The sequence below is a fragment of the Microbacterium sp. RU33B genome, from assembly GCF_900155915.1.
In the GTDB taxonomy this organism is placed as follows: domain Bacteria; phylum Actinomycetota; class Actinomycetes; order Actinomycetales; family Microbacteriaceae; genus Microbacterium.
Window position 1 is genome coordinate 912,323 of record NZ_FTPO01000001.1, and the last position, 14,226, is coordinate 926,548.

The following is a 14,226-nucleotide window of genomic DNA, read 5'->3' on the forward strand; positions in this document are numbered from 1 at the left end:
CGGGAGTCGCCGGTAGAGTCGATCCGTGCGCTCCACCGTTCTCCCTCGCGTCGTGACCTGGGTCGTCGCCTTCGTCGTCGGTGCCGTCTACGGGCTCGCCGGCACGATCGCCCAGGGGTTCGAACTCGCGTGGGTCCCCGTCGGCCTCATCGTCGCGATCGCCGGCACCGGGGCCCTGCTCGCGGCGGTGCGCCTGCTCACGGGCGACCGCTGGGCGGCGCTGGCGACGGGTCTCGGCATGATGACGGCGACCCTGATCTTCTCGGGCAAGGGTCCGGGCGGATCGGTCATCGTTCCGCAGCCGGTTCCGGGGGAGTTCGACGCGGGGATCATCTGGACGATCGCGGTTCCGCTCCTGGTCGCGGTGGCCGTGGCGTGGCCGGAGCGGATGCGGGTGGCGCGCGGCGCATAGACTGGGGGAGTGACGTATGTGATCGCCCTCCCGTGCGTCGATGTCAAGGATCGCGCCTGCATCGACGAGTGTCCGGTCGACTGCATCTATGAAGGTGATCGGTCGCTGTACATCCATCCCGACGAGTGCGTCGACTGTGGTGCGTGCGAGCCGGTATGCCCGGTGGAGGCGATCTACTACGAGGACGATCTGCCCGAGGAGTGGGCGGACTACTACAAGGCGAACGTGGAGTTCTTCGACGACGTGGGGTCGCCCGGCGGTGCCGCCAAGGTGGGCGTGATCCACAAGGATCACCCGGTCATCGCGGCCCTCCCGCCGCAGGCGCACTGACATGGGGGTCGGCGACCTCGCCGATTACCCGTGGGACGCGGTCGCTCCTTACGCCGCGCGAGCCCGCGAGCACGCGGACGGTATCGTCGACCTGTCGATCGGGTCTCCCGTCGACGCCACACCGGCCGTCATCCGCGAGGCCCTCGCCGCCGCGACCGATGCGCACGCGTACCCGCAGACCGTCGGCACTCCGGCGCTGCGCGAAGCGGTCGTGGAGTGGTTCGCCCGGCGGCGCGGGGTGCACGGGCTGACGCCCGACAGCATCCTGCCCACGATCGGTTCGAAGGAGCTCGTCGCGCTCCTGCCGACGCTCCTCGATCTCGGCCCCGGCGACGTCGTCGTCCATCCGCGCGCCGCCTACCCCACCTACGAGGTGGGGGCCCGCGTGGCGGGAGCGACGCCGTTCCCCTCCGACGATCCCGCCGAGTGGCCCGCCGAGACGCGTCTGGTCTGGCTCAACTCTCCCGGCAACCCCGACGGACGCGTCCGCGATGCCGAGGGCCTGCGCGTCGCGCGCGAGCGTGCGCGGCACCTCGGAGCCGTTCTGGCCGGAGACGAGTGCTACGCCGAGCTCGGCTGGGACGCGCCCTGGGACGTCGAGCCGATCCCGTCGGTGCTCGACGAGCGCGTGACGGGGGGCGACCTCACCGGCGTGCTGTCGGTCTACTCGCTCAGCAAGCAGTCGAATCTCGCCGGGTACCGCGCCGCGTTCGTCGCCGGCGACCCCGAGCTCATCGCCCGACTCCTGACCGCCCGCAAGCACCTCGGCCTCATGCTCCCGGGGCCCGTCCAGGCAGCCATGGTCGCCGCCCTCGGCGACGACGCGCACGTGGCGGCGCAGAAGGGCCTCTACCGCGCGCGGCGCGACGTCCTCAAGCCGGCACTCGAGTCCGCGGGGTTCCGCGTCGACGGCAGCGAGGCGGGCCTGTACCTGTGGGCCACCGAGGGCCGCGATGCATGGGAGAGCCTCGGCCGCCTGGCCGATCTCGGCATCCTCGCAGGGCCCGGCGTGTTCTACGGCACGTTCTTCCCTCAGCACGTGCGTCTGTCGCTCACCGCGAGCGACGAGCGGATCACGGCCGCCGCCGCGCGTCTCCGCCCGGCCTGACGGGCGCTGCGCGAGACATCCTCCAGCGGATCCCATGCGCCTTTGGCGGTGTCCGCAGTACCGACGCGGGGCAAGTAGGCTGTAGAGGCGCGGCGGAGGCGGCATCCGTCGACACCGCGCGGGACCGGCAGTCGCACGCGCACGGCCGGGCCACGACCCCCCGTCCCACCAGGAATCACGAGGAGGCGCCGTGACCGATGCGGGCGCGCAGAACGACAAGGCCACTCTGAAGATCGGCGACAAGGTCGCCGAATTCCCGATCCTGCGTGGCACCGACGGCCCGCCCGCAGTCGACATCACGACCTTCGCGCGGCAGACCGGTCACAACACGCTCGACTACGGCTTCGTCAACACGGCGGCCACGAAGTCGGCGATCACCTACATCGACGGCGATCAGGGCATCCTGCGCTACCGGGGATACCCGATCGAGCAGCTCGCCAAGAACAGCACGTACCTCGAGGTCGCCTGGCTGCTGCTGTACGGCGAGCTCCCGACGGCCGACCAGCTCGCCGAGTTCGACGACCGCATCCGCCACCACACGCTGCTGCACGAAGACCTCAAGCGGTTCTTCTCGTCTCTTCCGCACACCGCGCACCCCATGTCGGTGCTGTCTTCGGCCACGGCCGCGCTGTCGACGTACTACGAGCACGAGTCCGACCCCAACAACCCCGAGCACGTCGAGCTCACGACGATCCGCATGCTCGCGAAGCTCCCGGTGATCGCGGCGTACGCGCACAAGAAGAGCATCGGCCAGGCGTTCCTCTACCCCGACAACCGTCTCGGCTTCGTCGACAACTTCCTCAAGCTCAACTTCGGCGTGCTGAGCGAGCTGTACGAGATCAACCCGGTCATGTCGCGCGCCCTCGAGCGCCTGCTGATCCTGCACGAAGACCACGAGCAGAACGCCTCGACGTCGACCGTGCGCCTCGTCGGCTCCACGGGTGCCAACCAGTTCTCCTCGATCTCGGCGGGAATCAACGCGCTCTACGGCCCCCTCCACGGCGGCGCCAACGAGGCCGTGCTCGACATGCTCGCGCGCATCCGCGACTCGGGCGAGAGCGTCCAGCGCTTCGTCGAGCGGGTCAAGAACAAGGAGGACGGTGTCAAGCTCATGGGCTTCGGGCACCGGGTCTACAAGAACTACGACCCGCGGGCCAAGCTCGTCAAGGAGTCGGCCGACGAGATCCTCCGCGAGCTCGGCGTGCACGATCCGCTGCTGGATCTCGCGCAGGAGCTCGAGGCCGTCGCGCTCGAGGACGACTACTTCCGCGAGCGTCGCCTGTATCCGAACGTCGACTTCTACACCGGCGTGATCTACAAGGCGATGGGCTTCCCGACGCGGATGTTCACGGTGCTGTTCGCGATCGGCCGCCTGCCGGGTTGGCTCGCCCACTGGCGCGAGATGCAGTACGACCCGCAGACCAAGATCGGTCGCCCGCAGCAGCTGTACACGGGCGCCGCGGCGCGCGACTACCCCGGCACGCGCTGACCTCAGGCTCGCCGCTAGGGTCGAGGGATGCCGCGCCTTCTCGTCCGCCAACCGTCGCCCCGGCTCGCCGAGGGCGAGCTGACCCACCTCGACCGCGTTGCCGTGGACGCTGCGCTCGCCCAGGCGCAGTGGGAGGCGTACGTCGACGTGTTCCGCGCACGCGGCTGGGAGATCGTCGACGTCGAGCCCGCGGACGCGCAGCCCGACGGGGTGTTCGTCGAGGACGCCGTCGTCGTGTTCGGCGAGCTGGCGGTGCTGTGCCGCGCCGGAGCTCCGTCGCGCCGTGGTGAGGCGGGGAGCGTCCGCGCGGCCGTGGAGGCATCCGGTCTTCAGATCGCGGAGGTCGTCGAGCCGGGCACGCTCGACGGGGGAGACGTGCTGAAGCTGGGACGCACCGTCTACGTGGGGGCGTCGTCGCGGACGAACGCCGACGGGATCGCGCAGCTGCGGGCCGTGCTCGAACCGCGCGGGTGGCGAGTGGTCGGGATCCCCGTCACGAAGGTGCTGCACCTCAAGTCGGGTGTCACCGCGCTGCCCGACGGCACCGTGGTGGGCTACGCGCCGCTCGTCGACGATCCGTCGCTGTTCGCGTCGTTCCTCTCCATCCCGGAAGAGCACGGCACGGCCGTCGTCGTGCTCGACGAGACGACCGTGCTGATGTCGGATGACGCTCCCGAGACCGCGGAACTCTACCGGGCGCGGGGGCTCGAGGTCATCACGACGCCCGTCACCGAGTTCGAGAAGCTCGAGGGGTGCGTCACGTGCCTCTCGGTGCGCGTGCGCGACTGAGGGTCAGTCCGATGCGCCGTGTCCGAGGGCGTCGACGTAGTCGGGCACCGCGTTGTCGTCGTTGCGGGGCGGGCGCTCGTATCCGCCCGACGGCGGACGCGGCGGGATGACGATCTCCTCGCGCTCCACGGGCCGGTACGGGATCTTCGAGAGCATGTGCGCGATCATGTTGAGCCGTCCGCGCCGCTTGTCCTCGTTGTCCACCTCGTACCAGGGCGCCTCGGGGATGTCGGTGTGCACGAACATCGTGTCCTTGGCGCGCGAGTAGTCCTCCCACTTCGTGATGGAGAGCACGTCGTTGGGGCTCAGCTTCCAGCGGCGCATCGGATCCTCGGCCCGCGAGCGGAAGCGCTCCTCCTGCTCGACATCGGAGACGCTGAACCAGTACTTCAGGAGGATGATGCCGTCCTCGACGAGCATGCGCTCGAAGATCGGGGCCTGATGCAGGAAGCGGTGGTACTCGACGTTCGTGCAGTAGCCCATGACGTGCTCGACGCCCGCCCGGTTGTACCAGGAGCGGTCCATCAGGACGATCTCCCCGGCGGCGGGGAGGTGGGGGACGTAGCGCTGGAAGTACCACTCGGTGCGTTCGCGCTCGGTGGGTGCCGGCAGGGCGACGGTGCGCGTGACGCGCGCGTTGAGATACTCGTTCACGCGCTTGATCGTGGAGCCCTTGCCGGCGGCGTCGCGGCCCTCGAAGATCACGACGATGCGGGCGCCGGAATCCTGCACCCACGCCTGCAGATCGACGAGCTTCGCCTGCAGATTCCGCAGTTCGGACTCGTAGAGCTTCTTCGAGAGACGTTTCGTCATGGACGAGAGACTACGCGTGCAGCGCCTCGTTGAGGGTGACGCCGACCCCGGCGCGGCGGACGGCCTCGATCGCACCGGAGAGGGAGTTGCGACGGAAGAGGATTCCGGCGCGACCGGACAGCGCGGCGGCCTTGACGGTCGGCTGGGCGCCGTCGGCGAGCGGCGCCTCATCGGCCAGCACGACCTTCGAGCCGCCCGTGACGTACAGCCCCGCCTCCACGACGCAGTCGTCGCCGAGCGAGATGCCCACCCCGGCGTTGGCACCCAGCAGGGTGCGGGCGCCGATCGAGACGCGGTGCGCGCCACCGCCCGACAGCGTTCCCATGATGGAGGCCCCGCCGCCGATGTCGCTGCCGTCGCCGACGACGACGCCCTGGGAGATGCGTCCTTCGACCATCGAGACGCCGAGCGTACCGGCGTTGAAGTTCACGAAGCCCTCGTGCATCACCGTGGTGCCGGGGGAGAGGTAGGCGCCGAGGCGGACGCGGCTGGCGTCGGCGATGCGCACTCCGGGCGGGGTGACGTAGTCCAGGAGCCGCGGGAACTTGTCGAGCCCTTGCACCTGCACGCCGTCGCGCTGCAGGTAGCGCCGCAGGCGGGTGAGATCGTCGGGATGCACGGGGCCCGCCGAGGTCCACGCGACGTTCGGCAGGTGCCCGAAGATGCCTTCCAGGTTGAGATCGTTCGGGGCCACGAGACGATGCGAGAGCGCGTGGAGGCGCAGGTAGGCGTCGGAGGTCGACGCGGGGGGCTGATCGAGATCGATCTCGAGGGAGACGACGTCGACCTCGACGGCGCGTCGGGGGTCGGGCACGGCGAGCTTCTCGAGGTCGTCGGGCGGCATCGCAGGGTCGTACCCGAGGGGGAGTCGCCCACGAGCAGGGCTCGGGAACCACGTGTCGAGCACGGTTCCGTCGCCGGTCGTCGTCGCGAGGCCGATGCCCCAGATCCACCTGTCGTCGCTCATGAGACCAGGCTACCGGCGGGTCGCGCGCACCGCCGGTGGCTAGACTCGGGGGATGCCGCCGCTCGATCTCTCCGCGACATCCGTCGACATCACCCGCGCGATCTGCGATGTGCCGAGCGTCTCCGGCGACGAGACGGCCCTCGCCGATCTCATCGATGCCGCCGTCCGCCCACTCCCGCACCTCGAGGTGTACCGCGACGGAGACACGATCGTCGCCCGCACCGATCTCGGACGAGCTCAGCGCGTGGTGATCGCCGGGCACATCGACACGGTGCCGATCAACGACAACGTGCCCACGCGCGATGTCGTCATCGACGACGAGCCGTTCCTCTGGGGGCGCGGGACCGTCGACATGAAGGCGGGAGTGGCGGTGCAGCTCAAGCTCGCCGCCGAGCTCGTCGATCCCCGGGTCGACATCACGTGGATGTGGTATGACCACGAGGAGGTCGACGCCGACCTCAACGGGCTCACCCGCCTCGCGCGGACTCGACCCGATCTGTTCTCCGGTGACTTCGCGATTCTCGGCGAACCCTCCAACGGCACGGTCGAAGGCGGCTGCAACGGCACTCTTCGCGCACTGGTGCACACGCACGGGGTGCGAGCGCACAGCGCCCGCGCGTGGATCGGAGAGAACGCGATCCACAAGGCGGCACCCATCCTCGCGCGTCTCGCCGAGTACCGTCCGCGCTCCGTCGAGGTCGACGGACTCGTCTACCGCGAGGGACTCAACGCGGTGAGCATCACGGGGGGCGTGGCCAGCAACGTCATCCCCGACGCCTGCCGGGTCGAGGTCAACTACCGCTTCGCCCCGAGCCTCACCGGCGAGCAGGCCGCCGCCCACATCCGCGACGTCTTCGCAGGGTTCGAGGTCGAGATCGTCGATGTCGCACCCGGCGCCCGTCCCGGCCTCGACGCTCCGCTCGCGCAGGAGTTCGTGGCCGCGGTAGGTGCCGAGCCGACCCCGAAGTACGGATGGACGGATGTCGCCCGCTTCGCGGCACTGGGCGTTCCCGCCGTGAACTACGGCCCCGGCGATCCGCATCTCGCACATCACGACGAGGAGCGCGTGCCGCTGTCGCAGATCGACGACGTCGAGCGGGGTCTTCGTTCGTGGCTGACGAGCTCCTGACGAGCCCTCACGCGCCGGGGAAGGGCGAGGGCTGGTGGCGCCGAGCGCCGATCGCGGCACGCATCGGCATCCTGTACGGCGCGTCGCGCATCGTCACGACGCTGTTCTTCGTCGCCGCCGCTGCCATCTCCGGTGAGGGATCGCGCTTCGGCGCGGGGGCTACGATCGGATCGCTCGCGATGGGCTGGGACGCGCAGTGGTACTGGTTCGTGGCCGAGAACGGCTATCCCAGCGAACTGCCGCTGACCGACGACGGCCTGGTGCGCGAGAACCAATGGGCGTTCATGCCCGTCTACGCATACCTCGCGAAGGCCATCGGACTGCCGTTCGGCGGATGGCCCGTCGCAGCGATCCTGATCTCGATCGTCGCGGGCTATCTCGCGTGCCTCGTGCTGTACCGGATGCTGCGACTCCGCGTCGACGAGACGACCGCGCTGTGGGCCGTGGTGTTCTTCGCGTCGGCGCCGCTGGCAGCGATCTTCCAGATCGGCTATGCCGAGTCGCTGTTCCTGCTGTGGCTGTTCCTCGCCCTCTTCCTCGTGATGCGGCGGCGCTATGCCTGGCTGTACCTTCTGATCCCGCTGATGGGCTTCACCCGACCCGGGGTGCTGGCGTTCGCCCTCTTCCTGGGGCTGCACGGCATCCACCGCTGGTCCACGCGGAGGACGGAGGCGCTTCCGGCCCGCGACATCGTCCATATCGTCGCGCTAGGCGCTCTGGCCGTCGCCGTCGGCTTCTCATGGCAGATCATCGCCGGCATCGTGACCGGCGACCCGGGTGCGTACCTCGCGACCGAGCTCGCGTGGCGGCGCAACTGGATCGCCGAGCCCGTCACGTCGTTCTTCCCGTTCGACGGCTTCATCGCCGGTGCGGAGTTCTGGTTCACCACCTGGGGTCTGGGCGCTGTCGCCGGCTATGTCGCGCTGGGGCTGCTCGTCGTCGGCCTGACGGCGCTGCTGCTGTTCGAGCCGCACGTGAAGCGTCTCGGTGTGGACGTACGGCTGTGGTCGGCGAGCTACCTGCTGTATCTCCTGGCCGTGTTCTTCCCTCAGTCCAGCACGTTCCGGCTGCTCGTCCCCCTCTCCCCGCTGTGGGGAGCCGCTGCGGTGCCGAAGTCGACGCTCTGGCGCACGGGCGTGCTCGCGGCGTGCCTGGTGGGGCAGTGGTGGTGGATTCTCAACATGTACGCACTGGGGAATACCTACTGGCAGATCCCCTGATACGGCCGCATCGTGCGACGTTTCCACCGGACCGACCGCCCTGGTTCGGCCAGTGTCCGTTACACACGGTAAACTGACAGGGAGACCGACGACGAAAGGGAGCCACGATGGCAGCCATGAAGCCGAGAACCGGAGACGGGCCGATGGAGGCCGTCAAGGAGGGTCGCCTGATCATCGTGCGCGTTCCGCTCGAGGGCGGCGGACGACTTGTCGTCTCCGTGAACGACGCCGAGGTCAAGGAGCTCTACGACGTGCTGGGCGGAGTGGTCAACCCCGCGTAAGCACCACCACGACTCACGATGGCCGGTCCTACGGGGCCGGCCATCGGCGTTTCCGGGGCCTGCGAGCGTCAGTCGGTCGCGACGGTCGTGAGCTGGAGCAGTCCCTCGCCCACGATGGACAGAGCGCCGATGACGGCGGGGGATGCCTGGATCTCCTGGATGAGCGACCGGTACGCCGCCGTGACGGAGTCTCGTCGCACCGGATCGGCGACGGCGCCTCCGTGGAGGACGCGGGGAACGAGGACCGTGCCGCCGGCCCGCACGAGCCGCAGACCGTGTTCGACGTATTCGATGACGCCGTCGGGATCGGCGTCCACGAGGACGATGTCGTACGACGCCTCGTTCATGCGGGGGAGCACGTCGGACGCTCGACCCGAGATGAAGCGTGCGCGCGCGGCGGGCACCTTCGCCTCGGCGAACGACTGGCGGGCGACCGCGAGGTGCTCGGGCTCGCTGTCGATGGTCGTGAGCGTGGCGCGCGGGGAGCCGTGGAGCAGCCACAGGCCCGACACGCCGGCACCCGTTCCGATCTCCACGATGTTCAGCGCCTGCGACGCGGCGGCGATGACGGCGCACTGCGCCCCGACCGCTGCGCTGATAGGCGACGCCCCCAACTCGAGCGCATGCGCGCGTGCCCGCGCGATGTGGTCGGGTTCTGTGGTCGCCTCCTCGGCGAACCGGTGGTTCGCGTCCTGCTCGCTCATGGATCCTCCGACGGCCACACTACGCGCCGAGAGGGGGGCCGACCGCCAGGCGCGACGGTAACCTTGGAGCATGACTCTGGGGCTGACGTGGGAGAAGCTCGTGCTGATCCTCGTGATCGCCGCGCTCCTCATCGGTCCCGAACGACTTCCGCGGTACGCGGAGGGCCTCGCACACCTCGTCGGCCGCGTGCGCGACTACCTCCGCGGGGCGAAGACCCGCGTGAAGGACGAACTCGGCGAGGACTTCGACGACGTCGACTGGCGCACCCTCGACCCTCGCCGCTACGACCCTCGCCGGATCATCCGCGAGGCGCTGCTCGACGATGCGCCGCTGCCCACGATCCCCTCGGGCATCAAGCCGCAATCGCCCGGCGGGCCGGTGCCGACCACGGCCGTGGGCGCGGCGGGGGCTGTGGGAGCAGCCGGTGCAGGTGCGGCGGCAGCATCCGCCGCCGGTGCGCCGCCGGCACGTCCGGCATTCCGCCCCGACGACGACGCGCCGTTCGACTCCGAGGCGACCTGACCCGCCTCCTCAGCGGAGGGTGACCGGAAGCGGGCGACCGGCAAGGCCCCGCGGCTTCACGGCCACGCGAGCGGCGAGCTCGACGATGGCGACGGCGGCCGGGTCTTCGGGCGCCGCGACGACCACGGGAGTGCCCTCATCGCCTCCTGCCCGGAGCGCGGGGCTCAGCGGGATGGAGGCGAGCACGGGCACCTCGTCGTCGGTCGACAGCGCGGCGGCCAGACCCGCGCCCCCGCCGGAGCCGAAGAGATCGAGCAGGGTGCCGTCGGGAAGGGTCATCGCCGCCATGTTCTCGATCACGCCGATCACGGTCTGGCCGGTCTGACGGGCCACGAGGGCGCTCCGCACCGCGACATCGGCCGCGGCGGGCTGGGGGGTGGTGACGACGACGACGTCGGCGTGGGGGAGGAGCTGGCCGACCGAGATGGCGATGTCGCCGGTGCCGGGCGGCATGTCCAGCAGCAGGATGTCGAGATCGCCGAAGTAGACGTCGGTGAGGAACTGGGTGACCGTGCGATGGAGCATGGGCCCACGCCACGCCACGGCGGAGCCCTCCTCGCCCTCCCGCAGGAACATGCCGATCGAGACGACCTTCACGCCGTAGGCGACGGGCGGCAGGATGAGATCGTCGATGCGCGTCGGTCGCACCGTGCGTCCCAAGGCATCCACGATCCCGAGGAGCCCGGGGATCGAGAAGCCGTGCACGTCGGCGTCGACGACTCCGACGGCGAGTCCGCGTGCGGCTAGCGCGACGGCGAGATTGGCCGTGACGGTCGACTTGCCCACGCCGCCCTTGCCGCTCGTGACGGCGATGATCCTCGTGAGCGAATCGCGGCCGAACGGCATGACGCGGGCGGCGCGCCCGCCGCGGAGCTTCTCGGTCAGCTCCCGCCGTTCATCGGGCGTCATCACCCCCACCGTGAGCTCGACGTCCGCGACGCCGGGGACGGAGGCGGCGGCATCCGTCACTTCGCGGGAGATGCGCTCGGCGGCGGGACACCCCACGATCGTGAGCACGATCCCCACGCGGGCCGTGCCGCCGTCGACCGAGATGTCGCGGAGCATGCCGAGCTCGGCGATCGGACGGCGCAGCTCGGGATCGACGACCGCGCCCACCGCCGCGACGACGGCGTCGGCCTGGGAGGTCACCGCGCCTCCGGTCGCGCGTCGACGTGGTCTGAGCGCTCCGACCGGGCATCGAGCTGATCGAGCAGCGAGCGGAGCTCCTGGCGGAGCACGTCGCGCGTCACGGCCTCGTCCGACACGTCGGTGAGGGCCATGCGCAGCGCGACGACTTCGCGCGCGAGGTACTCGGTGTCGGCGAGATTTCGCTCGGCGCGCTGGCGGTCCTGCTCGATCTGCACGCGGTCGCGGTCGTCCTGACGGTTCTGCGCGAGCAGAATGAGCGGCGCGGCGTACGAGGCCTGGAGCGAGAGGATCAGCGTCAGCAGGGTGAAGTTGGTCGCGGCCGGGTCGAACTGCAGGATGACCGGCATCGTGATGTTCCAGAGCAGCCACACGAAGACGAACGCTGTCATGCCGATGAGGAACCCCGAAGTTCCCATGGCCCGGGCGAACGACTCCGAGAAGCGTCCGAAGCGGTCGCGCGACGGCTGGGGCGTGCGCGCGAGCACGCCCTTGCGTCCGCGGGGGGCGTCGAGCGAGATCTGCCGGTTCTGGCGGGCCATCATCGCCCCCGTCCCGGTCGGTCGCTGCCGACGAGCGTCGGAGCGGGCGCGGGGACCGTCGCCCGCGGCTGGTCGTCGCCGTCGTGCGAGCGCCAGTCCTCGGGCAGCAGGTAGTCCAGCACATCGTCGACGCTGACCGCACCGACCAGGCGGTAGGCGGGATCGACGACGGGCAGCGAGACGAGGTTGTAGCTCGCGAGGAGGCGCGCGACCTCGGCGGCCGAAGCGGACGCGGGGATCGCATCGAGCGAGTCGTCGATGATCGCCCCCAGGCGCTCGTGCGGCGGGTAGCGCAGCATCCGCTGGAAGTGCACGGTGCCCAGAAGACGGCCCGTCGGCGTCTCGTAGGGCGGCAGGGTCACGAACACGGCCGCGGCGAGAGCGGGGTGCAGCTCGTGGCGGCGGATGAGGGCGAGAGCCTCGGCCACCGTCGCATCGGCCGAGAGCACGATCGGCTCCGGTGTCATCAGGCCGCCGGCGGTGTCGGGGCCGTACTTCAGCAGGGCGCGGACGTCTTCGGCCTCTTCGGGCTCCATGAGGTCGAGCAGCTCCTCGCGCTGCTCCTCGGTGAGCTGCGCGAGCACGTCGGCGGCGTCATCCGGCTCCATGGCATCGAGGATGTCGGCGGCGCGCTCGTCTCCGAGGGCTTCGAGGATGTGCACCTGGTCGTCTTCGGGCATCTCCTCGAGGGCGTCGGCGAGACGGCCGTCGGGCAGTTCCTCGGCGACTTCGAGCAGTCGCTCCTCGGGCAGGTCGAGGAGCGTGTTGGCGAGATCGGCGGCCTTGAGCTCGGAGAACGACGCGACGAGCTGCTCGGCCGACTGCGTCTCGCCCGGGGTCTGCTGCTCGCGCACCTCGGACCAGTTGGCGAACGTCGTCGGACCCTTCGCGAACGGGGACGCGCTCGTCTTGGGCTTGCGGAGGAACAGCTGGCCGATGTCCCATTCGCCGAGGCGGTTGCGCTCGATCGCGACGTCTTCGATGATCGCGTGGCCGGAGCCGTCGGTGAAGAACACGCGGCGCCCGAGGAGCTCGGCCATGACGCGCACCTCGCCCCCGCGCTCCTGGAAGCGGCGGACGTTGATCAGGCCGGTCGTGATGACCTGACCGGTGGCGATCGAGGTGACGCGGCCGATCGAGACGAACACGTGTCGGCGCCCGGGGATCTCCACGACGAGGCCGACGACCCGCGGCGGATCGTCCTTGCGGTAGATCACGACGACGTCTCTGACCTTGCCGAGGCGATCGCCGGCGGGGTCGAAGACGGCGCAGCCGGCGAGCCGCGCGACGAATACCCTTTGCGTGCTCACCGTCCCAGCGTAGTCCGGCACCGTGGGAGGATTGAGGGATGAGCATGATGGGCGGGCGTCTCCCGGCAGGGTTCGACCAGGTCGGTGAGACCGTAGCGTCCTTCCCGAGCTACGAAGCCGCGCAGAAGGCCGTGTCGGCGCTGATCGCAGGGGAGGTCCCGGCGAAGCAGGTGGCGATCGTCGGCACCGGGCTGCGCTCGATCGAACGCGTGACCGGCAAGCTCGGCTACGCCACCGCCGCGCGCAGCGGTGCGCTGAACGGCCTCCTGCTCGGACTGCTGTTCTCCGCAATCTTCGTGATCGGCACACCGTCACCGCCCATCCAGCTGTTCGTCGGCGTCCTGATCGTGGGCATCGCACTCGGCATGCTGCTGAGCCTCCTGACGTTCGCGATCGTGCGGCGCCGGCGCGACTTCGCCTCGGTCATGCAGGTCGTCGCGGATCACTACGACGTCACCGTGTCGGCTGAGAGCGTGCAGCGCGCCCGGGAGATCCTCGGCGCGAGCACCGCCGCTCAGGCCGTCGAGACCGCGTCCGCCGAGAACTGGGACGAGCCGCCCCGCTACGGCGAACGGATCGCGACGCCGGGCGCTCCGACCCCGCCCGCCCCCGTCACCCCTCCCGTCGCGGAGGGCGACGCCGTCCCGACGCCGGAGGGCATCGAGGTGGCACCCGAACCGGCTCCCGCCCCGGATGCCGAGCCCGGCGCGCAGGGCGACGCCGTTCCGACCGACGGCGGCATCGTCGTCGCCCCCGAAGGCCCCGAGGGTCAGCGGGCCTGACATGCCGGCGCTCGACGACCGCATCGCCGTCGGTCTTCCCGCCGGGAGCGTCGAGGTGTCGGCTTCCTGGGTGCGTCCCGACGACGCCTGGGGCGTCATCGCCCTCGCCCACGGCGCAGGCACGGGCTATGCGCATCCGTTCCTCGCCGCGTTCACCGAAGCGGCGAACGCTCACGGTCTGGCGACGCTGCGGTTCAACTTCCCGTACGCGGAGGCGGGGCGACGGATGCCGGGTCCGGCGACGCACGCCGTGACGACCTGGGCCGCCGTCGCGGAGTGGATCGCGGACCGCGCTCCCGAGCTTCCGCTGTGGGCTGCCGGGAAGTCCTACGGCGGACGCATGGCCTCGATGGCGGCCGCCGAAGGCGCCATCGACCCTGCCGGACTCGTCTACCTCGGCTATCCGCTGCATCCGCCCGGCGATCCGTCGAAGGCGCGGGTCGCACACCTTCCCGACATCCGCCCGCCGCAGCTCTACGTCGAAGGGACGAACGACCCGTTCGTCGATCCGCACGCGCAGCTCGAGGAGGCGGTGGCCTCGTGCCAGGATGCGGTCATCGCATGGGTGGACGGCGGGGGTCACTCGTTCGAGGTCAAGGGTCGCAAGCGCCCGCCCGAGGAGATCGGCGCCGACCTCGCGCCGCTCGTCGTGGAGTGGATCCGCTCGAGGTCGTGAGGTCT

Annotated in this window: 17 protein-coding genes; 11 read left to right on the forward strand and 6 right to left on the reverse strand. The window is 70.4% G+C overall.

All coding sequences use genetic code 11. The features are described from left to right. Positions 1–25 precede the first annotated feature (25 nt). The 5 genes from B0B14_RS04480 to ddaH all read left to right on the forward strand — a co-directional run bounded on the left by B0B14_RS04480 (position 26) and on the right by ddaH (position 4,128). Positions 26–412 carry a DUF6113 family protein gene (locus B0B14_RS04480; protein WP_076680285.1) on the forward strand — a complete coding sequence of 129 codons (387 nt, stop codon included), beginning with the start codon at positions 26–28 and terminating at the stop codon, positions 410–412. 9 nt (positions 413–421) lie between these two features. Continuing rightward, the gene (gene fdxA, locus B0B14_RS04485) at positions 422–742 is read left to right on the forward strand and encodes a ferredoxin (protein WP_076680286.1); all 321 of its coding nucleotides are present in this window, start codon (positions 422–424) and stop codon (positions 740–742) included. 1 nt (position 743) lies between these two features. Then, the gene (dapC, locus tag B0B14_RS04490; protein ID WP_076680287.1) at positions 744–1,850 is read left to right on the forward strand and encodes a succinyldiaminopimelate transaminase; all 1,107 of its coding nucleotides are present in this window, start codon (positions 744–746) and stop codon (positions 1,848–1,850) included. A gap of 190 nt (positions 1,851–2,040) precedes the next feature. Beyond that, the gene (locus B0B14_RS04495; RefSeq protein ID WP_076680288.1) at positions 2,041–3,339 is read left to right on the forward strand and encodes a citrate synthase; all 1,299 of its coding nucleotides are present in this window, start codon (positions 2,041–2,043) and stop codon (positions 3,337–3,339) included. 27 nt (positions 3,340–3,366) lie between these two features. Next, positions 3,367–4,128, forward strand: a complete 762-nt coding sequence (ddaH, locus tag B0B14_RS04500; RefSeq protein WP_076680289.1) for a dimethylargininase — start codon at positions 3,367–3,369, stop codon at positions 4,126–4,128. Positions 4,129–4,131: 3 nt separating this feature from the next. Here ddaH and ppk2 read toward each other — a convergent pair whose 3' ends face one another. Together ppk2 and dapD are read right to left on the reverse strand one after the other, a co-directional pair. Then, positions 4,132–4,941: a polyphosphate kinase 2 gene (gene ppk2, locus B0B14_RS04505; RefSeq protein WP_076680290.1), complete on the reverse strand. Its 810-nt coding sequence runs from the start codon at positions 4,939–4,941 to the stop codon at positions 4,132–4,134. A 10-nt stretch (positions 4,942–4,951) separates the two neighbouring features. Then, positions 4,952–5,908, reverse strand: coding sequence for a 2,3,4,5-tetrahydropyridine-2,6-dicarboxylate N-succinyltransferase (dapD, locus tag B0B14_RS04510; RefSeq protein ID WP_076680291.1), 957 nt, complete (start codon positions 5,906–5,908; stop codon positions 4,952–4,954). Between the two features lie 52 nt (positions 5,909–5,960). Between dapD and dapE the strand changes: the two genes are divergently transcribed. The 3 genes from dapE (at position 5,961) to B0B14_RS04525 (ending at position 8,538) form a co-directional block, all read left to right on the forward strand. Next, positions 5,961–7,037, forward strand: coding sequence for a succinyl-diaminopimelate desuccinylase (gene dapE, locus B0B14_RS04515; protein WP_076680292.1), 1,077 nt, complete (start codon positions 5,961–5,963; stop codon positions 7,035–7,037). Continuing rightward, the gene (locus B0B14_RS04520; RefSeq protein WP_076680293.1) at positions 7,019–8,257 is read left to right on the forward strand and encodes a hypothetical protein; all 1,239 of its coding nucleotides are present in this window, start codon (positions 7,019–7,021) and stop codon (positions 8,255–8,257) included. Before dapE ends, B0B14_RS04520 begins: the two co-directional genes overlap by 19 nt. Positions 8,258–8,364: 107 nt before the next feature. Beyond that, complete coding sequence (locus B0B14_RS04525; protein WP_076680294.1) at positions 8,365–8,538, forward strand: DUF3117 domain-containing protein; 174 nt, start codon at positions 8,365–8,367, stop codon at positions 8,536–8,538. 68 nt (positions 8,539–8,606) lie between these two features. On the opposite strand, the gene B0B14_RS04530 is transcribed toward B0B14_RS04525, so the two are convergent. After that, complete coding sequence (locus B0B14_RS04530; RefSeq protein ID WP_076680295.1) at positions 8,607–9,242, reverse strand: O-methyltransferase; 636 nt, start codon at positions 9,240–9,242, stop codon at positions 8,607–8,609. Between the two features lie 70 nt (positions 9,243–9,312). Here B0B14_RS04530 and B0B14_RS04535 point away from each other — a divergent pair, with 70 nt between their 5' ends. Beyond that, positions 9,313–9,765 carry a twin-arginine translocase TatA/TatE family subunit gene (locus B0B14_RS04535; RefSeq protein ID WP_076680296.1) on the forward strand — a complete coding sequence of 151 codons (453 nt, stop codon included), beginning with the start codon at positions 9,313–9,315 and terminating at the stop codon, positions 9,763–9,765. 9 nt (positions 9,766–9,774) lie between these two features. On the opposite strand, the gene B0B14_RS16465 is transcribed toward B0B14_RS04535, so the two are convergent. Genes B0B14_RS16465 through B0B14_RS04550 form a run of 3 tightly spaced genes read right to left on the reverse strand, consistent with a single transcriptional unit; the run spans position 9,775 to position 12,763 of the window. Next, positions 9,775–10,914 (reverse strand): Mrp/NBP35 family ATP-binding protein, encoded by a 1,140-nt coding sequence (locus tag B0B14_RS16465; protein WP_076680297.1) that lies wholly within the window; start codon positions 10,912–10,914, stop codon positions 9,775–9,777. Further along, a complete protein-coding gene (locus tag B0B14_RS16470) occupies positions 10,911–11,453 on the reverse strand; it encodes a DUF1003 domain-containing protein (protein ID WP_076680298.1) in 543 nt (180 codons plus the stop codon). Before B0B14_RS16470 ends, B0B14_RS16465 begins: the two co-directional genes overlap by 4 nt. Continuing rightward, complete coding sequence (locus B0B14_RS04550) at positions 11,453–12,763, reverse strand: magnesium transporter MgtE N-terminal domain-containing protein (protein ID WP_076680299.1); 1,311 nt, start codon at positions 12,761–12,763, stop codon at positions 11,453–11,455. Before B0B14_RS04550 ends, B0B14_RS16470 begins: the two co-directional genes overlap by 1 nt. Positions 12,764–12,801: 38 nt before the next feature. On the opposite strand from B0B14_RS04550, the gene B0B14_RS16715 reads away from it, so the two are divergent. Both B0B14_RS16715 and B0B14_RS04560 read left to right on the forward strand, forming a co-directional pair. After that, positions 12,802–13,545 carry a YflT domain-containing protein gene (locus B0B14_RS16715; RefSeq protein ID WP_076680300.1) on the forward strand — a complete coding sequence of 248 codons (744 nt, stop codon included), beginning with the start codon at positions 12,802–12,804 and terminating at the stop codon, positions 13,543–13,545. A gap of 1 nt (position 13,546) precedes the next feature. Beyond that, positions 13,547–14,221 (forward strand): alpha/beta hydrolase family protein, encoded by a 675-nt coding sequence (locus B0B14_RS04560; RefSeq protein WP_076680301.1) that lies wholly within the window; start codon positions 13,547–13,549, stop codon positions 14,219–14,221. Positions 14,222–14,226: the final 5 nt, after the last annotated feature.